The sequence below is a fragment of the Aurantiacibacter aquimixticola genome, assembly GCF_003605475.1.
In the GTDB taxonomy this organism is placed as follows: domain Bacteria; phylum Pseudomonadota; class Alphaproteobacteria; order Sphingomonadales; family Sphingomonadaceae; genus Alteraurantiacibacter; species Alteraurantiacibacter aquimixticola_B.
Window position 1 is genome coordinate 128,442 of the sequence record NZ_RAHX01000001.1, and the last position, 18,340, is coordinate 146,781.

Below are 18,340 nucleotides of genomic sequence, written 5' to 3' on the forward strand. Positions count from 1 at the left end.
GAAGTGGCTGGGGTGGCAGGGATCGAACCTGCGAATGGCGATACCAAAAACCGCTGCCTTACCACTTGGCTACACCCCAGCAGGTGCGGGCCGATATAGCGGCCCGTGCCGACGGCGCAAGAGCACTAGAGCTTGCCGTCGAAGTCGCTGGTTGAATGCCTTTCGCGAAGCTGCGCGTCCTCCTCGCCCCATGTGCGATTGACCATCCGACCACGTTTCACTGCCGGGCGTTCAAGCAGTTCTTGTGCCCAGCGCGCGACGTTTTTGTATTGATGGATCGAGAGGAATTTCTGCGCGTCGCCATAGATATCGCCGGTCACGAAGGGCGCGAACCAAGGGAGTGTGGCAATGTCGGCGATGGTATAGTCCTCGCCGCCGAGATAGCGCGTTTCGGCAAGCCGCTTGTCCGCGACATCGAACAACCGCCTGGTTTCCATCGCATAGCGGTTGATGGGATACTCATACTTCTCCGGAGCATAGGCGTAGAAATGTCCGAACCCGCCACCGATGAAAGGTGCGCTGCCGATCTGCCAGAACAGCCAGCTCAGCACTTCGGCGCGGGTGTGGTCGGTCGGCAGGAATGCGCCGAACTTTTCCGCCAGGTGCATCAGGATCGCTCCGCTTTCGAAGACACGGACCTCTGTGTCGCCGCTGCGATCGAGCAAGGCGGGGATCTTGCCGTTGGGATTGAGCGCGGTGAAGCCGCTTGAGAATTGGTCGCCTTCGGAAATGTCGATCAGCCAGGCATCGTATTCGGCATCCGCATGGCCCGCCTCGAGCAATTCCTCGAACATGACCGTCGCCTTGACCCCGTTTGGCGTCGCCAGCGAATAAAGCTGGAAGGGGTGCTCGCCCTGCGGCAGCTCCTTGTCGAAACGCGCGCCAGCCGTGGGTCGGTTGATGTTGGCGAATTTGCCGCCGCTCTCCGTCGGTTGCCAGACTTCGGGCGGGGTGTAGGTCGGATCGGCCATGCGCGGTGTGCTCCTTTAATGTGGTCGTGCGATGCATGAAATGGAGCGACGCGCGCGCGCCTGCAACCGCCAGCATTTCTTGCCCAAAGCGAAGCTGAACTTGGTAGGCAGAGCATTCCGGCAGGAACTCCAATGCCTTGTCGGCGGTTTGACAGCCACCATGGCTTCCGCCCCGCACCAGCTGATCTATGTCGACGACACCCAGCCCGGAATCACGCGCAAGGGTGCGGGGAAGGGGTGGGCCTATTACATGCCCGATGGTAGCCTGATCGGCGATAGGACGGAGCGCGAGCGGCTCAACGCCATCGCCCTTCCGCCCGCCTACAGCAACGCCTGGTTTTGCCTGAATTGCAACGGCCATATCCTTGCCACCGGCATGGATGCGCGTGGGCGCAAGCAATATCGCTACCATCCCGAATTTCGGGTGTGGCGCGAAAGCGAGAAATTCGATCGCTGCGCGGAGTTCGGGCGTGCGCTTCCCGCGCTGCGGGAGAAGGTCATCAAGGACATGCGTTCCCCGAAACTGGGGCGGGATCGTGCAGTCGCGGCGCTGGTCAAGCTCCTGGACCTGGGTGCGATCCGCGTGGGCAACACGCAATATGCGAAACACAACAAGAGTTACGGCGCGACGACATTGCAGCACCGCCATGCGGAGGTCACCGGCCGAACGCTGCGTTTGCGCTTCACCGGCAAGGGCGGAAAGGAGCGCGACGTGAAGCTCTCCGATGCCTCGCTCGCCCGCGTAGTGAAGCGCATGCAGGACTTGAACGGGCAGGAATTGTTCGCTTGGGTCGGTGACGACGGCACACCGCAGGACGTCAATTCCGGCCATGTGAACGAATATCTGCGCACCGCAATGGGAGAGACTTTCAGCGCCAAGAACTTCCGCACCTGGCATGCCAGCGTCATGGCGCTGCGTCTTCTGGGCGAGGCGAAAGAGAAGCTGACGATCAAGGCCGTGCTGGAGCAGGTAGCCGACCATCTCGGCAATACGCCCGCGGTGACCCGCAAGAGCTACGTTCACCCGGCCGTGATCGAGCTGATCGGCCGACAGGAAGAATGGCGGGCCGGCTTGAAATTGCCGCGTGCTTTGCCGCATGCCAATGAGTGGGAGCGCGCATTGCTCGAATTGCTTGACATGTCCCCGAGCGCGCAGGAATTGCTGGAGGCCGCCTGATGCGCGCATTCGTCCTGACCGGGTACGGTGGACCTGAGAATACCGAATTGCGCGACATGCCGAAACCTATGCCCGGCGCGGGCGAGGTTCTGGTCAGAGTCGCTGCCGCTGGGCTTAATCCGGTCGATTGGAAGATTCGCGAAGGACAATTGCGCACGGTGCTGCGGCCTGATCTACCCGCCACCGCCGGCAACGAGCTTGCTGGAACGGTGGAAGCGGTAGGCAGCGCTGCCAAGAAGTTCGTCGTCGGTGACAAGGTCTATGCTCGAACCGGCAAGGATGCGCTGGGCGCATTTGCGGAATATGCCGTGGTGGATGAAGACCATCTCGCCGCCATGCCGGAATCTCTCGATTTCGTTGAGGCCGCTGCCATTCCGCTCGCCGCTTTGACGGCGCTGCAGGCGATCCGCGATGAATTGCAGGTGGGACAGGGCTTCCGTCTCCTGATCACGGGCGGCGCTGGCGGCGTCGGCACGTTCGCAATCCAGATCGCGAAGGCGCTTGGCGCGCACGTGATCACCACCGCTTCACCGCGGGGGCGCGAACTGGTCGAGAGCCTCGGTGCGGACGAGGTCGTCAATTACGAGAATGTCCAGTTTGAGGATGAGATCGCACCGGTCGATGGCGCATTCGACCTTGTAGGCGGCACGACGCTCAGCCGCTGTTTCGAAATCGTGAAGAAGGGTGGTCGCGTCGTTTCTGTCGCCGGAATGCCCGAGCCGCGCACCGCAAGACAGGACATGGATGGCGGCTCCGCGCTCGTAGCTCTGTTCTGGGTCGCCAGCGCGAAATACCGAATGCAGGCGCGGCTGGCGGGCGTCGATTATCGCTACCTCTTCATGCATCCCGGCGGAAGCGAGCTCGCCGAGCTGGCGCGCATGGTCGAATGTGGCAAGCTTCGCCCGGTGATAGACAGCACCTATGCCTTCGCAGAAATCGCCGACGCGATGGCAGAACTCGAACGCGGCCACGCGAAGGGCAAGATCGTCGTGACGATGGGCGGCGAGAGTTAGTCCAGTTTCATCACCCAGCCGTGGCGATCCTCGATCGCGCCGCGCTGGATACCGACTAGCTCTTCGCGAAGGCGATTGGTCAGCTGCCCAGGCCCCCCGCCACCGATAGTGAATTCGCCGTCGCGGCTGGCCACCTTGCCGACCGCGGTGACGACCGCAGCGGTTCCGCAAGCGAAAGTTTCCAGCAGCTTGCCGCTTTCCGCATCAGCGCGCCACTGGTCGAGCGAATACATCTCCTCGCGCACGTCGAGGCCCTGTTCCCTGGCAAGCGTCAGGATGGAATCACGCGTGATGCCGGGCAGGATCGTGCCGCGCAAAGGCGGGGTAATGAGGCGACCGTCGTCGAGGGCGAAGAAAAGGTTCATGCCGCCGAGCTCCTCGATCCATTTCCGCTCTGCGGCATCGAGAAAAACGACCTGGTCGTGCCCGCGTTCGAACGCTTCGCCCGTGGGCACAAGGCTGGCAGCATAATTGCCGCCGCACTTGGCCTCGCCCGTACCGCCCGGCGCTGCGCGGGTATATTCGCTGACCCACACGCTGACGGCGGGCGCGCCCGATTTGAAGTAGTTGCCGGCGGGGCTGAGGATGACGAGAAATTTGTATTTCTTCGCCGGACGCACGCCCAAGAAATGCTCGTTCGCGAACATGAAGGGGCGGATATAGAGCGAACCGCCCTCGACGCCGGGAAACCAATCCTTGTCCGCCAGCACCACCTGCCGGATCGCCTCGACGAAGACGTCCTCCGGCAGATCGGGCATGGCGAGGCGCGCGGCGGAGCGGTTGAAGCGGGCGGCATTGGCTTGCGGACGAAACAACGCCATCGTGCCGTCCGCCAGGCGATAGGCTTTCAGCCCTTCGAAGATTTCCTGCGCGTAATGAAGCACACTAGCGGCAGGATCGAGCTTGATCGGTCCGCGCGGGCCTAACGTCGCCGAATGCCAGCCCCTGTGGGCGTCGTACTCGATCGACACCATGTGATCGGTGAACACCGTGCCGAAACCCGGATCGGCGATCGCCTGATCGCGTGTCGCGCCCGGGACAGGCGCGGGATGGGGCAGGCGGGTGAACTCGAATTCGGCCATTGTTTTGCTCTCTCCTCCGGGGCGCGATTAGGCCGCGGCGAAAGGAGAGGCAAGAGGTGGCGGACCCCACAAATGAGAAGGGCGGGCCTCGCATTTGCGAGACACCGCCCTCCGCATGGTCAGCGGTCAGTTAGACCGCCCACGAAGCCTTACTCGGCGAATTGGAAATTACCGAATATGCTCCGCATGGGTCATCACCGACCTCCCTGCTGAACCATGAGACATCGGATCACCTCCTTTCGCGCTTTGAGAGCCAGGACCGCTCGTATCACCGGGGTCCAAGACCTGCGTGCTTCGCGGGTCTTGAGGGCATATGTGAATCGGGTTCGAGCGTTAGACAAGCCCCTATTTTCTCTTTTTCACAGAGGTGGGGTGAGCGGTGCTTCTGTTTCACCTTCGGCAATCCTCGATCACCCGCGTGATTTCGGGATAGGCGGGCAGATAGACGGGAAGCGTTGCGCCGGTTTCGACGGCGAAGCGGCCCTTGGAAAAGGCGATGGCGTCGAGCAGATTGTCGTTGGGCGATAGCTCCGCGACCAGAAGATCGGCCGCGCCTCTGGTGGGGCTCGCTGTCAGGAGGCGATCCTGCGTTTCGGTTCGGACGAGCATTTCAACCTGGCCTTGCGCTATACCGGCGCGGGCGAGTGAGATGCGCCGTGCGGCAAGATTGCAGCGCACGATGAATTCGGTCGTGTCCGCCGCGCGGCCCACGGCGAAGATTGCCAGCGTCTCGCTTGGATCGGCGACATAGTTCCAATTGCCCGGCGTGGCGGGCGCGTCCTGCCAATTATCGTAGGTCGGCGTCACGACCATCGGCGGTGCGGCGGCGGGCTGAGGTTGAGCGGCAGGGGTCGGGGAAGGTGCAGGTGTCGGCTCGGGAGCGGGCGGGATGCACGCCGCAACTGCCAGCGCGCCAGAAATTGTGGCAGCGGCGGATAAGAGGCGGATTCGGCTTAGGTGCATGCGGCAATAACCCTTCTGATGCCCGGATGTGTCGGGAACTGGCGGCGCTGGCCGTCGGGCGATGTCAGCGCGAATGTCTGGCCCGATGCGCCCAGCGCATTGATGATAGCGAGGCCTTGATCGACATAGGCCTCAAGCTGAGGAAGCTCCCCGTCGGATGGCTCCAGGTCGATCCGCGCCGCTTCGCCCCCGGCGTCGAGACGCCAGGACTGCGGCTCGCTGGCATCAGATTCAAGCGCGAAGCGAACCTGGCTTGCGCCGTATGCGCAGCTTAGGATCATTTTGCCGTCGCTACGCGGCGCACCGAACAGGGCCCGCGCGCCTTCGGCATCCTCGGTGACGAACCACTGGCCCGGCTCGATCGGCGTGCCGTCCGCCGCTGCTATGGGCGTGGGAGCGCTCGTCATGACAGGCTGTGGCGCTTCGACGACGGCCCGCTGCGGTTCGGGTTCTTCGCTTTCCGAACCGCATGCCGCCAGCGCCATAGCAAGCGCTGAAATGGCGAGAGTGTTTCGCATGAGCGGTAAGGAACCCCTGCCGAGTAATTGCATATCCATCCGATCGGCCAACAAGCGACTGGCCCTGCCGGTTCCGCCGATCTATCGCTGGATCCATGGCCCAGGGCAAGCCTTCGCGCAAACGGATCGATCAGCTGCTCGTCGAGCGCGGGGAGGCGGAAAGCCGCACCCGCGCGCAGGCCTTGGTGATGGCCGGGCTGGTCTTCGCCGGCCCGGGGGACAAGCTGCAGCGGATCGGCAAGTCCGGCCAGCAAGTTACTGACGATTGGGCAATAGAGGTGCGTGGGCGCGATCACCCATGGGTCGGGCGCGGCGGTGTCAAACTCGCCCATGCGATCGAGCATTTCGCGCTCGACCCAAAAGGGGCGGTGGCGATGGATATCGGCAGCTCCACGGGTGGCTTCACCGAAGTGTTGCTGCATCATGGCGCAGCGCATGTCTTCGCTGTCGATGTCGGCACCAACCAGCTGGCGTGGAAATTGCGGCAGGACGATCGCGTCACGGTGCTGGAGCAGACCAACGCCCGCGCGCTAACGTCCGCTCAGATCGACCGCGCGTGCGACTGGGTGGTCTGCGACGCAAGCTTTATCGGGCTGGCAAAAGTGCTCGAAGTGCCGCTGCGATTGGCTGCCGACGATGCGCGGCTCGTGGCGCTTATCAAGCCGCAATTCGAAGTGGCGAAGGGCGAGGTCGGCAAAGGCGGTATCGTCCGCGATCCGGCGCTGCATGCCCGCGTATGCGACGAGGTGACGGCATGGTTGCAGAGTGAGGGTTGGCGCATTGCCGGGCTTACCGAGAGCCCGATCACCGGCACCGAGGGCAATGTCGAATTTCTCGTCTGCGCCATTCGTGGCGATGCGGAGTGAACCGCTTGCGGACAGCGCCAGCGCGCCCGCTTGCCCTTGCGCCGCTGCCTCGCCAGAACGTGGCGTCTTGCGAATCCTCGCCAGTGGAGAGTGAATGACCCGCCTTGCGTCCCCCGGCCAGTTGCGCGCCAGCCTGATCCGCTGGTCGCTGTTTATCGTGCCCGCCGTGATGTTGCTCGGCTTTCTGTCAGGCCAGGTCGGCGGCGATTCGAACAGCGCTTGGTTCCAGTCGCTCACCAAGCCTGCGATCTATCCACCGCCCGCGACTTTCGGGATCGTCTGGACCATTCTCTACGCGATGATCGGCTTTGCCTTTGCCGTCGTCTGCGCGGCCTGGGGTTCGCGCATTCGCGGCTGGGCGATTGTCGCCTTCCTCGTCCACCTGGCGGCGAATCTGGCGTGGACCCCGGTGTTCTTCGGTCAGCAGCAGCTCGAAGCGGCGCTTTATGTTCTGATCGCGGTGGATGTGCTGGCGGTTCTGACCACCATCCTGTTCTTCCGCGTGCGCAAGCTCGCAGGCTGGCTAATGCTGCCCTATCTCGGCTGGATCCTGTTTGCGACTGTGCTCAACTGGCAGTTTCTCCAGCTCAATCCGGATGGCGGCGATGTCGATGAGAGCGGCGCGGTGCAGACTTTCGAACTGTGATAGGAAAACTGCCTCGCAATCGGGCGCGGTAGCGACCGACATAGGCGACCACCCGCCCGGACCGGCCCCGCAGCGCAGCGGAGGGAATCGCCGGGAGGACGAAGCCGCGGAGGCGGCTTCGCAAACGAAAATTCTTGCCAAGCACCGCTGCGCTGCCCACATTCCCTGCATGCAGAGCGAAAACAAAATCATCGCCGACTTCGTGAAAGTCGCCAATTCCGCCGCCGGCACGCTGGCCGGCATGGGTCGGGAGGCGCGCGAGAATGCGCGTGAGCGGATGAAGGAAGCGATGGGCGGCATGGATTTCGTCAGCCGCGAGGAATTCGACGCGGTGAAGGACATGGCCAGCCTTGCTCGCGAAAAGGTCGATGTCCTCGAAGCAAAAATCATGGCGCTCGAAGCGAAGATCGGGTCCGATAAGGACTGACCTTTCCAGAGCGCGCGCGACTTTATGCATCTTCGCGCTCCTGCCATACTCGTCGCCGCGCGCCAGCATGGCGAGACCGCGGTGGTCGCGCGGTTTCTGACCTTCGAATATGGCCTGATCGCCGGCTATGTCGCCGGAGGGCGCGGGCGACAGCTGCGCCCGGTCGTCATCCCCGGCAATCGGATCGACCTGCAGCTATCTGCCAAGTCGGACAGCCAACTGCCCTTCGCGAAAGTGGAGCTGGTGGACAGCCGCGGCCCCTGGCTTGCCGAGCCGCTGCCCGCTGCCGCAATCGGCTGGGCGACGGCGCTCACTGCGACGGCACTGCCTGAACGCCAGCCCTATCCCACCCTTTACGAGGCGCTTGGTGGAGCACTGGACGCCATATGCCATGCGCCCTCGGCCCGCGGCTGGGCCTCCGCGCTTGTCGGTTACGAGGCCCTGATGCTTCGCGAACTCGGTTATGGCGGCGCAGGGGGTAGGCCGCAGGGCGAACTTGCCCAGGTAATCGAAGCGATGGATGCCCTGGCAGAGCCGCTGCATCACTACCTGCTTGCCGACCGTCGCGGCGATGTTATGTCGGCGCGTTCGAGACTAAGAGAGCTTTTGGCACGGATCGCCTAGCTCCCTCGTCATTGCGAGGAGCCGCAGGCGACGTGGCAATCCAGCCAATACGGGACTGGATTGCTTCGCTTCGCTCGCAATGACGAGGCATGAGTTGAAGATAGCTTTATTCGCAGGAGATGGGATCGGCCCCGAGATCATGGCGGAGGCGCGCCGCGTCCTGGATGGACTCGATCTGCCCGGACTCGTGATCTTCGAAGGCGATGTCGGCGGCGCAGCCTATCGACGTCATGGCCATCCTCTGCCGGAAGAGACGCTGGAGATGGCGCGGGCTGCCGAAGCCGTATTGTTCGGCGCGGTCGGAGACCCGTCTTGCGATGGGCTGGAGCGCCACTTGCGGCCCGAACAGGCGATCCTCGGCCTGCGCAGCGAGCTTGGTCTGTTTGCCAATCTGCGCCCCGCGAAGACCTTTGCGGGACTTGAAAATATGTCCGCGCTTCGCCCTGAAATCGCTTCGGAAATCGATCTGTTGATCGTGCGTGAGCTGAATGGCGACGTCTATTTCGGCGACAAGGGAATGCGTGAAACTGTGGACGGACGGCGCGAAGGATGGGACGCGATGTCCTATGCCGAAGACGAAGTTCGGCGCATCGCACATATCGCCTTTCGCGCGGCACAGAGGCGCGGCCATCGCCTGACCAGCGTCGACAAGGCCAATGTGCTCGAGACCAGCCAGCTCTGGCGCGATGTCGTCACGGAGGTCGCGAGCGAGTATCCGGATGTCGCTCTCGATCACATCTATGTCGACAACGCCGCCATGCAGCTGGTCCGCGATCCCGGCCAGTTCGATGTCATGGTGACCGGCAATCTGTTCGGCGATATCCTCTCCGACCAGGCGAGCATGTGCGTCGGATCGATCGGCCTGCTCGCGAGCGCCGCGCTGGGTGAGCGGCGGACCGATTTCGGCACATTCGGCATGTACGAGCCGATCCACGGCAGCGCGCCGGATATTGCCGGGCAGGGCAAAGCCAATCCGATGGCGATGATCCTCTCGCTTGCCATGCTGCTTCGTCATTCGCTCGGCCGCGAGAACGATGCATTGCGAGTCGAGCAGGCCGTGTCCGCAGCGCTTTCGGATGGTATACGCGGTGCCGATCTCGGAGGCACGGCGAGCACGCGGGAAATCGGCGGCGCGGTGGTCGAACGGCTCTGACGTGACCGCGTCCCAGCCGCTCGAACTGGCCATCGTACTGCCAACGCTCAATGAGAGGGAGAATATAGCGCCGATGGTCGACCGATTGCAGGCGGCTCTCGGATCGACAGGTTGGGAAGCCGTCTTCGTCGACGACAATTCGCACGATGGAACAGCCGAGGAAGCGCGCCGCATCGCGCGCTCCGATCCGCGAATAAGGGTGATCGAGCGGATCGGCCGCCGCGGGCTGGCAAGCGCTGCGATCGAGGGCATGTGCGCGACGGCCGCCCCCTTCGTGGCGGTGATGGATGCCGACCACCAGCACGATCCCGCCTTGCTTAAAGACATGATCGCAGCGGTGAAGTCGGGTGACTGCGATCTTGCCTATGCCAGCCGCTTCGCGGTCGGTGGAAATGCCCATGGTCTGCCTTCTGCGCGGCGCGAGAGTGGATCGAAAATTGCCAATGCGCTCGCCCGCAAGCTGACCGGGAGCGAACTGACCGACGCCATGAGCGGGTTCTTCCTGTTGCGCACCGAGCAGGTCCGAAAACAGGCGAGCAGTCTTTCCGGCATCGGTTTCAAGATCATGCTCGACATTCTCGCTACGGCCAGCCCGCCGCTGCGCGTACGCGAATTTCCGCTTGCCTTCGCGCCGCGCCGCGCCGGTGAAAGCAAGCTCGATCATGCCGTCGTGCTCGATTTCCTCGGCGGATTGGTGGAGCGATATTTCGGTCGCTGGATCCCGACCCGCTTCGTGCTGTTCGGCCTTGTCGGCGGGCTCGGCGTCTTTGTACACATGGCGGTGCTGGCGGCGATCTACTGGCCGGAAAGGATCGAGTTCGGCTGGGCACAGGCCATCGCGACCCTGGTGGCGATGACGTTCAATTTCTGGCTCAATAATTTGCTGACCTATCGTGATCGCAAGCTTTCCGGCGCCGCCGAGATGCTGCGCGGATGGCTGAAATTCTGCGGGGCATGTGCCGTGGGTGCATTTGCCAATGTCGCGGTCGCCACCGTGCTCGAAGATCAGGGTCTGGCGTGGTGGATCGCGGCCCTGACCGGCGTCGCCATCGGCTCTGTCTGGAATTACGCCCTGTCGAGCAGGTTCGTCTGGGGGCGATTTCGCTAGGCCCTACCGCCAGCTGTCGAACCACGCCCATTTCAGGAAATCCTGACCATCGCTGAGCGGGGCGGCGGTTAGGATGGGGAACCAGTAGATGAAGCACGCGCTCGCGCCGAGGATCATCGCCCAGGGGATCAGCCGTTCGCCGCGTTCCCAGAGCTGCTCGACACCCAGCGCCAGCGCTGCGGAAACGAACATTCCCGGCAGGAAATAGTGGAAGTAGAACTGCACCGCCTTTGGCGCGACAACCCACAGGGCGAGGCTGGCGACGTAAAGAACGAGCACTGCGGCGCAGTCACGGCGATGCTGGGTCCACGCTGCCCAGCCGCACCAGCTCATCGCAATCAGGCCGAACCACATCGTCACCGGATTGCCGATCAGCATGACGCCGCGCATTGCACCGTCCACGTCCTCGTAGAGATACCAGATGGCGCGGCTGTTCGCGATCCACTGCCACCAGGCGCTTTGATAGGGATGCGGCTCGGGCACCTGCGTCTGCAGCGATAGCATATAGCCGTGCAGCGCGAAGAGACCACGCGCATCGCTGCCTTCCAGATCCCAGTACAGAAAGGGCCAGAAGGTCAAGGCATAGACCGCAAGCGGCAGGAGGCCGAGCCACAGCCCGGCTTCCAGGAGCGAGATGCCAGCCACAGGCCAGCCACGGCGCGAGACGAGGAGCCGCCGCCGCTCCGCCTTCCAGCGCGCCGCCAGGAAGGCGAGGCCTGGCAGGACGGCGAGAGGGATCGCGTTCCACTTGCTCGCCATCGCGCAGCCGAGCGCCACGCCGCAGATGATCAGCCGCCCGCGGCCCGTCTCGTTCTCCCGCACCGCGCCTGCAAGCATCCATAGTGCCAGCATCAGGAAGCCAACCATGAAGACATCCAGCATGGCGATGCGGGCGTGCACGAAAAGCAGAAAATTGGTGCCGACGAAGAGCCCAGTCAGCATACTCGCCAGGCGGGTGCGGTTGACGAACCATATGGCGCGCATCGATGCGAATAGCGCCAGCGTTCCGAACATGACGCTCGGGAAGCGCCAGCCGAACGGCCCGTCGCCGAACAGCCAGATGCCGAGTGCGATGACCTGTTTGGCCAGCGGCGGGTGCTCGACATTCATCGCGACGTCCAGTTCGAGGACTGCGCGCGCGGCGGGTAGGTAATGGATTTCGTCGAAGTAGGGTTCGCCGGGCACGGTCAGGCGAACGAGCGACAGCGCGGCGAAGACGAGTGCGATAACGACATTCCAGCCGAAAGGATCGCGAGGGTGGTCGGGGACGGCGCTCATGGACGGGAGGGAGGCGTAACCGGCGCGGCACTCAAGGGCAATTGGCAAAGCGCGCCTGTCACCCTAACACCGGCCGCGATGAAGAAGGATACAGGCATCGATCCCGCGGCAGTCGCGACATGGCGGCCCGCCACGCAGGCCGTTCGCGCAGGCACTTGGCGCAGCCAGCATGGAGAGACGAGCGAGGCGCTCTACCTCACCAGCGGCTTCACCTATGACAGCGCCGAGGAAGTCGCGGCGCGGTTCGCGGGCGAGGCCGACGGGATGCAATATTCCCGCTTCAAGAACCCCACGGTCGAGATGCTGCAACACCGCATCGCCGCGATGGAGGGCGCGGAGGCATGCCTGGTGCAAGCGAGCGGCATGGCGGCGATGACGAGCTCGCTGCTATGCATGCTGTCGGCGGGAGATCACGTGGTGGCGGGCCGGGCGGCCTTCGGAAGCTGCCGCTGGATTCTCGACAATGTGCTCAATCGCTTCGGCATCACCCACACGGCGATCGACGGGACGGACAATGCCGCTTGGGAAGCGGCATTGCAGGACAACACCAGGGCTTTCTTCTTCGAAACGCCCGCCAATCCGACGATGGACCTGGTCGATCTCGAATTCGTGTGCGGCCTGGCGCGATCGAAGGGGATCACCACCGTGGTCGACAATGCCTTTGCCACGCCCGTGCTGCAGCGACCGATGGACTTCGGCGCGGATGTCATAGCCTATTCGGCGACCAAACTGATGGACGGGCAGGGCCGCGTCATGGCAGGCGCGGTGTGCGCGAGCCGTGACTGGATCGAGGAATTTCTCAGCCCCTTCCAGCGCAACACCGGCCCGATCTGCGCGCCGTTCAATGCCTGGAACGTGCTGAAAGGGCTGGAGACGCTGCCGCTGCGCGCGCCTGCGCAAAGCGAGAGCGCGATGAAGGTCGCCGCCTTCCTGGAAGATAAGGGGCTACGCGTGCTGCACCCCGGCTTGCCAAGCCATCCGCAGCATGATCTCTGCCAACGCCAGATGCGCGCGGCAGGTCCGATCTTTGCCTTCTTCGCGCCGGACGGTCAGCGCCAAGCGATGGCGCTTTGTAATGCGCTCGAGCTTATCGACATCTCCAACAATATCGGCGATTCCAAATCGCTCATCACCCATCCGGCGAGCACGACGCATTACAATATGGGCGAGGAAGGCCGTGCGGAGGCGGGCATTGCGGATGGCATGCTGCGGCTCAATGTCGGGCTCGAAGATACGTTCGACCTGATCGAGGATCTGGAGCGGGCTCTGGGCCGTATCGGTCTGTAAACAAACGTGACTTGCGATTGACGCATTTTGTTGGCAGATTTTGCGCGACAAGGGGGTCAATCATGAAAAATTTTCACGGGAGGGCCTTGGCTCTCGTTTCGCTCGGTGTGCTAACCGCAGTCGCGTTCGCACTTCCATCCGCTGCCATCGCGCAAGAGGAAGACGACGTCGCGCCCGTATCGGCGAGCACCACCGATATTCCCGATGAGATACCCACCGAGGCGTTCGCCGGTCGATCGGAATTCAGTCGCGCGCGCCTGTCTCCGGACGGTAGCCGATTTGCTTTCACCGTGCTGCGGGAAGAAAACCTCTATTTGAGCATTTACGACAGCGAGACGCGCCAGCTCGTCGATGGTCTCAACCTCGGCGATCCGGATGAATTCAAGTGGTTTCGCTGGGTCAATGACGACCGTATGCTGTTTTCGGTCATCGGCCAGGATGACCGCTACGGGCTATATTACAGCAGGCTGCTGTCTTTCGACATCAGCACGCGCCAGTTCCGCGCGCTCGCCCTTGGCCGCATGAGCTTCGACGGCGACAATATCATTCATACCAGCCCGGATGGCAGTTTTGTGTTGGTCTCCATGTCGGAAGGGTGGGGCCGAGAGCCGGACGTCTGGCGCTTCGATCTCAATTCGCAGGAGCGCGATGACGAGATTCGCGGTGAGCGTATGCAAAGTCGGCATCCCAATGTTTCCGCCTGGATCGCCGATGAAACCGGCACGGTGCGCATCGGCCTTGGCGCGCGAGGATATGGTCGCATCGGCATGCGCTATCGCAGCAGCGCCGACGATGAGTGGGAAACGGTCGCAAGGGTCCGCGTCGACGATGAGGATGCGCTCGAAAAGTGGGATTTCATGGGGCTGCGCGCAGGAAGCGATACCGGATATTCCATCACGGTCCCCGAGGGGGGCAACCGCCGGGCGCTGATGCAGTTCGATTTCTCCACCGGCCAACTCGGCGATGTGGTTTTCCAGTCGGCGGATGAGGACGTGTCGTCGGTGGTGTTCGACGCGGATCGCAACCCGATCGCCGTCGGCTACGAAGGTGACAGATATCGGCGCGAATGGCTCGATCCCGAAATCCGCCGCTGGCGCGACCTGCTCGGACAGGCTCTGCCTGGAAGCGCGGTGACGATCCTCGACATCACAGACGATCTCAATCGGATGCTCGTTCTCCAGTCGGGTCCGGCCGATCCAGGCGCCCTCTACGTATTCACGCCGGAAAGTCGCGACCTGTCTCTCTTCGCCGAATATCGCCCGAACATTCCAGCCGCTTCGCTGAGCTCGCCGGAGGCGATGCGCTACGACGCGCGCGATGGCACGTCGATCCATGGGTACCTGACGCTGCCGCGCGGGCGCGAGGCGTCCAACCTGCCGTTGATCGTCTATCCGCATGGCGGGCCATACGGCGTGCGCGATTGGGACGATTACGACGATATGGTGCAGCTTCTGGCAAATCGCGGTTACGCCGTGATCCAGCCGAATTTCCGCGGTTCCGGCGGCTATGGGGAGGATTTCGAGCTGCTGGGCCACGGCCAGATTGGGCGAGCGATGCAGGACGATCTCGACGACGCCGTGGCGCATCTGGTGATGCAGGGCATCGTCGATCCAGCGCGGGTCTGCATGATCGGGACGAGCTATGGCGGGTTCGCCGCCATGTGGGGGGTTATTCGCAATCCGGACATCTACCGCTGCGGCGTGAGTTTTGCCGGCGTCACCCATTTCGAGCGACAGCTGAAACACGATAAGGACTACCTGTTCGGTCGCAATCGGGGGCGTCATTGGGACCGTGTCGATGGCGATCAGACAAATTTCGATCTCGATGACGTTTCGCCGGCGGTACAGGTCCGTCGTCTCGCTCGTCCTCTGCTGCTTGTGCATGGTGAGAAGGATAATCGCGTACCATTCGATCAGTATGAGTTGATGGTTGGCCGCGCCAATCGCGCGGACATTCCGATCGAAACGCTGGTGCTGGAGGATTCGGGACACGGTTTCTGGAATCCCGAGGATGAGCAGGCCTATTACGACGCCGTCGTCTCGTTCCTCGATCGGCACAATCCGGCGGACTAATAGCCATCACCCCTTGCCGGGCGGCGCAGACGCGCTACCTTTGCGGGCATGGCGATCGATGCGATCCAGTCTCTGTTCCAGCACGCCGCGATCACGGCGGGCATCACTGTGCGTGTCTCGGTCAATTTCATGCCGGACCAGTCGCGCACTGGCGCCGGACGGTGGTTCTGGGTCTACCATATCCGTATCGAAAACGGGTCGGATGAGCGCGTCCAGCTGCAAAAGCGTCATTGGCGGATCACCGATGCGAACGGCATGGTGAATATCGTCGATGGCGAAGGCGTGGTCGGCGAAACGCCAGTGCTGTCACCGGGCGACACGCATGACTACGTTTCGGGCTGCGAGTTGACGACAAATATGGGCAACATGGAAGGGTTCTACACCTTCACCCGCGCCGATGGATCTCCCTTCGAGGTGCGCATCCCGCATTTCCCTCTAGCCGCGCCCGCCGAACAGGCACGTTAGAGTTCATCGCACCCGGTTGGGCGCGACGATCACGGCGTTTGCCAGCAGCAGGTCGAGGCCGTCGAGATATCCCCGCACCGCCGGGTCGTGCGCGAAACCGATTGCAAGGCCGCGTCCACTCGGCTGCGCGATCATGTAAGGCTTGAACGCCATCTGGCGGCGGTTCTCGTCCCACACATATCCCGCCGCGACCAGTTCGTCCGCTCCGGCATAGCGCACCACATTCACGCCGTCCGACAATGTCAGCGGCGTCAGGATCAGCGCGCCATCAGCGAAAACCGTCGGCGGCGCTCCGTCATATCCAGCGGCAAGAAAATTTTCGCCGTCGATCACGGTATTGAGCAATGCGCCGGGCAGCGTATCCGGACGACGGCCGTCATCGAGGATCGCAGCGCGGTAATCGGCCAGGCTTTCGATTGCGGTGCCCGGTGCGGTCTCGCCTTCGTCCTCATCCTCCTCGCTCGGTTCGCCGCCGAGCACGGTCTCGCGGCGCGTGGCGAACAGCGCGTCGTCCCCGCTGGCAAGGCTTGCGAGCATATCGCCGTAAGCGAGCAGCACACCGCCACCGCGCACATAGCGGGCAATCGCGCCACGCTCACCATCTCCAAGGCCGGAGCCGTCAGGCGCGATCAGCACGTCGAATTCCGACAGGTCGGCGCGCGCCACGGTGTCGACGCGGATGGGGGCGACGGGCAGACCGAAGCGCTGCTCGATCACATAGCGCGTTGCCCCTGCCGAGAGCGGCGAGACGCGCCCGTCCCACAGCATCGCGATGCGTGGCGTGCGAAGCTGGACGAAACTGTTGGAGCCGAGATTGGGCCCGTCATCGACCCAGCCGGAAGCGAGGGGGCGTGTTTCAGCACCGATCTCCTGCGCCAGTGCTGTCAGGGACGCGAGCGACCCATTGTTATCGGCATTGGTGAAAACCACGGTTCCGCGTGGATAGGTCACGCCTTCGACGGTGAAGGCCGTGTCCGTCGCGCGGCCGCGCAGCCCTGCCTTCATCGCTTCCGCAACCAGTCGGACCTGCCCGCTATCGTGCCATGGGACCGCTAGGCCAAATGCGCCCGGTGCCGAAGCGCGCGCGGGCAGAGGCGCGTCCGGAGCAAGAGCAGTGCCGCCCGAAACCGAACCGCATTCGGCAATATCCAGACCACTCATCTGGCCGACGGACCAGGCGGTCGTGTCGTATATTTCGTGCGGTAGGTCGGACGAACGGCGCGCTTCCTGTTCGGCGATGAAGTCGGCGGGAAGTTCCACATCGCGGTCCAGCAAGCTGCGGATGAGGCGCGCGGACGGCTGCCGCATCGACACAGAAAGATAACCCTCGGGATAATTGCGGCTACAGGCGGATGCCGCGCCGCTTACACGGCCCACGGCAATGCCCTGCGCCGCCAGTCGCCGCCCCAGCGCTTCGGCGTTCCAGCGCCTTTCCGCCAGGTCGATCACGAAATAGCCGCTGCCCACGGCCCCCGAAGCTGCACTGCGCCGGTAATTGGCATAGTCGCGCAGGAATGTGTCGGCGTTGCGCGCCACGGTTTCCGCGGTTGCCAGCGATGTGATGAAGTGATTGCGGACGCCTTCGGCATAGGTCAGCAGGTCGCCCTCGTCCCGCTCCCAGACGAGGCCGCGTGCGCTTGCCTGCTCGAATGTCATGGCGATGGCGCCATTCAGCGTCGGCCAGGTGTCGCCATAGCCGGGGTAAAACGCATCGAAGATTTCGCGCGTGTAATAGGGCACGCCGATGCGATCGAGCGCGGCACCGTTGTTCCGGCCAAGCAGGTTCTGCTTCGCGCGCTGTTCCTGCGTGATGTAGGGATTGAACGGATCGGCGCTGGGTGGGAAGAAATAGGTCTGATCTCCGCCCATCTCATGCGCATCGACCAGCACGACCGGGTTCCACGCGGCCACCGCCGCCACCTTGCCGCGCGTTTCCGGCTGGGTGAGGGCGAACCAGTCGCGATTGAGATCGAAGAGGTAGTGATTGTACCGCCCGCCGGGCCAGGGCTGATCATGCCCGGCGGTGTAGCGATTGGGCGAGGGCGCAATGCCCAATTGCTGATAGTAGCTGCTGGTGAAGCGTGCGCGGCCATCGGGGTTCTGGTTGGGATCGATGATGACAATGCTGTTGCCGAGGATGGCGTCCACCTGCGGATTCCCACGCGCCGCCAGCAGATGATAAGTCATTGCCAGCGCCGCATCGGTGGAACTGATCTCATCCCCGTGAACGCCATAGCTCAGCCATGTCACGGGCAGGCTGTCCGGCCCCGGCGCACCGCCCTGCGCGATGCGCTGCATGTCCGCCTGAATGGCGTCGATCCGCGCCATGTTCTGGGTGCTCGTCAGGATCGCATAGACGAGAGGCCGGCCTTCCCAACTCGTCGCGTAGGGTACGATGCGCATCCGGTCGGGCGCGGCCGCCGCCAGCGCTTCCATATAGCGAAGCGCGACATCGGGCCGCGTGATCTGCTCGCCCGTGCGGTGCCCGGCGACCTCTTCCAGCGTCGGGATGGCGGCATCGAACTCGCCATCCACAAAGCTTTGCGCGCTTGCCGGAACGGCCAGCAGGGCGGTCACGGCGGCAAAGAGGCCCAGTATCGGACGGATCATTCGTATCTCCAGGCGGGAATCCCTCGAACGGCATGTGTGCGCAGGCAGCACGCCGTGGTCAAGCGGCTTGCAGCCCTGCG

General features: G+C 63.3%; 17 protein-coding genes and 1 tRNA gene. 11 read left to right on the plus strand and 7 right to left on the minus strand.

Features of this window, described 5'->3' with window-relative positions:
• Positions 1-4: 4 nt before the first annotated feature.
• Positions 5-79, minus strand: a tRNA-Gln gene (locus D6201_RS00670).
• A 46-nt stretch (positions 80-125) separates the two neighbouring features.
• Complete coding sequence (gene yghU, locus D6201_RS00675; RefSeq protein WP_120046958.1) at positions 126-971, minus strand: glutathione-dependent disulfide-bond oxidoreductase; 846 nt, start codon at positions 969-971, stop codon at positions 126-128.
• A 160-nt stretch (positions 972-1,131) separates the two neighbouring features.
• Between yghU and D6201_RS00680 the strand changes: the two genes are divergently transcribed.
• Together D6201_RS00680 and D6201_RS00685 are read left to right on the plus strand one after the other, a co-directional pair.
• Entirely contained in the window at positions 1,132-2,148 is a 1,017-nt protein-coding gene (locus D6201_RS00680; protein ID WP_120049105.1) for a DNA topoisomerase IB, read from the plus strand.
• The gene (locus D6201_RS00685) at positions 2,148-3,161 is read left to right on the plus strand and encodes an NADP-dependent oxidoreductase (protein WP_120046959.1); all 1,014 of its coding nucleotides are present in this window, start codon (positions 2,148-2,150) and stop codon (positions 3,159-3,161) included. The genes D6201_RS00680 and D6201_RS00685 overlap by 1 nt, the downstream gene beginning before the upstream one ends.
• Here D6201_RS00685 and D6201_RS00690 read toward each other — a convergent pair.
• The 3 genes from D6201_RS00690 to D6201_RS00700 all read right to left on the minus strand — a co-directional run bounded on the left by D6201_RS00690 (position 3,158) and on the right by D6201_RS00700 (position 5,724).
• Complete coding sequence (locus D6201_RS00690) at positions 3,158-4,243, minus strand: branched-chain amino acid aminotransferase (protein WP_120046960.1); 1,086 nt, start codon at positions 4,241-4,243, stop codon at positions 3,158-3,160. The two genes, D6201_RS00685 and D6201_RS00690, sit on opposite strands and share 4 nt — an antisense overlap.
• A 390-nt stretch (positions 4,244-4,633) precedes the next feature.
• A complete protein-coding gene (locus D6201_RS00695) occupies positions 4,634-5,056 on the minus strand; it encodes a hypothetical protein (protein ID WP_120046961.1) in 423 nt (140 codons plus the stop codon).
• A gap of 140 nt (positions 5,057-5,196) precedes the next feature.
• Entirely contained in the window at positions 5,197-5,724 is a 528-nt protein-coding gene (locus tag D6201_RS00700; RefSeq protein ID WP_133303914.1) for a hypothetical protein, read from the minus strand.
• A 95-nt stretch (positions 5,725-5,819) separates the two neighbouring features.
• Here D6201_RS00700 and D6201_RS00705 point away from each other — a divergent pair, with 95 nt between their 5' ends.
• The 6 genes from D6201_RS00705 (at position 5,820) to D6201_RS00730 (ending at position 10,548) form a co-directional block, all read left to right on the plus strand.
• Complete coding sequence (locus D6201_RS00705; protein ID WP_120046963.1) at positions 5,820-6,590, plus strand: TlyA family RNA methyltransferase; 771 nt, start codon at positions 5,820-5,822, stop codon at positions 6,588-6,590.
• 94 nt (positions 6,591-6,684) lie between these two features.
• Positions 6,685-7,236, plus strand: coding sequence for a TspO/MBR family protein (locus D6201_RS00710; protein WP_120046964.1), 552 nt, complete (start codon positions 6,685-6,687; stop codon positions 7,234-7,236).
• A gap of 169 nt (positions 7,237-7,405) precedes the next feature.
• The gene (locus D6201_RS00715) at positions 7,406-7,663 is read left to right on the plus strand and encodes an accessory factor UbiK family protein (protein WP_120046965.1); all 258 of its coding nucleotides are present in this window, start codon (positions 7,406-7,408) and stop codon (positions 7,661-7,663) included.
• Positions 7,664-7,687: 24 nt separating this feature from the next.
• Entirely contained in the window at positions 7,688-8,287 is a 600-nt protein-coding gene (recO, locus tag D6201_RS00720; protein WP_120046966.1) for a DNA repair protein RecO, read from the plus strand.
• A 94-nt stretch (positions 8,288-8,381) separates the two neighbouring features.
• Positions 8,382-9,440, plus strand: a complete 1,059-nt coding sequence (gene leuB, locus D6201_RS00725; protein WP_120046967.1) for a 3-isopropylmalate dehydrogenase — start codon at positions 8,382-8,384, stop codon at positions 9,438-9,440.
• A 1-nt stretch (position 9,441) separates the two neighbouring features.
• Entirely contained in the window at positions 9,442-10,548 is a 1,107-nt protein-coding gene (locus D6201_RS00730; RefSeq protein WP_277949471.1) for a glycosyltransferase family 2 protein, read from the plus strand.
• Between the two features lie 3 nt (positions 10,549-10,551).
• On the opposite strand, the gene D6201_RS00735 is transcribed toward D6201_RS00730, so the two are convergent.
• Positions 10,552-11,826, minus strand: a complete 1,275-nt coding sequence (locus tag D6201_RS00735; RefSeq protein WP_120046969.1) for a glycosyltransferase family 39 protein — start codon at positions 11,824-11,826, stop codon at positions 10,552-10,554.
• Positions 11,827-11,904: 78 nt separating this feature from the next.
• Between D6201_RS00735 and D6201_RS00740 the strand changes: the two genes are divergently transcribed.
• From D6201_RS00740 to apaG, 3 genes are all read left to right on the plus strand, one after another.
• Positions 11,905-13,113 carry a trans-sulfuration enzyme family protein gene (locus D6201_RS00740; protein ID WP_120046970.1) on the plus strand — a complete coding sequence of 403 codons (1,209 nt, stop codon included), beginning with the start codon at positions 11,905-11,907 and terminating at the stop codon, positions 13,111-13,113.
• A 62-nt stretch (positions 13,114-13,175) separates the two neighbouring features.
• Entirely contained in the window at positions 13,176-15,185 is a 2,010-nt protein-coding gene (locus tag D6201_RS00745) for a S9 family peptidase (protein ID WP_120046971.1), read from the plus strand.
• Positions 15,186-15,248: 63 nt separating this feature from the next.
• Positions 15,249-15,650: a Co2+/Mg2+ efflux protein ApaG gene (apaG, locus tag D6201_RS00750; protein WP_120049106.1), complete on the plus strand. Its 402-nt coding sequence runs from the start codon at positions 15,249-15,251 to the stop codon at positions 15,648-15,650.
• A 3-nt stretch (positions 15,651-15,653) separates the two neighbouring features.
• On the opposite strand, the gene D6201_RS00755 is transcribed toward apaG, so the two are convergent.
• Positions 15,654-18,260, minus strand: a complete 2,607-nt coding sequence (locus tag D6201_RS00755) for a M14 family metallopeptidase (protein WP_120046972.1) — start codon at positions 18,258-18,260, stop codon at positions 15,654-15,656.
• Positions 18,261-18,340 lie beyond the last annotated feature (80 nt).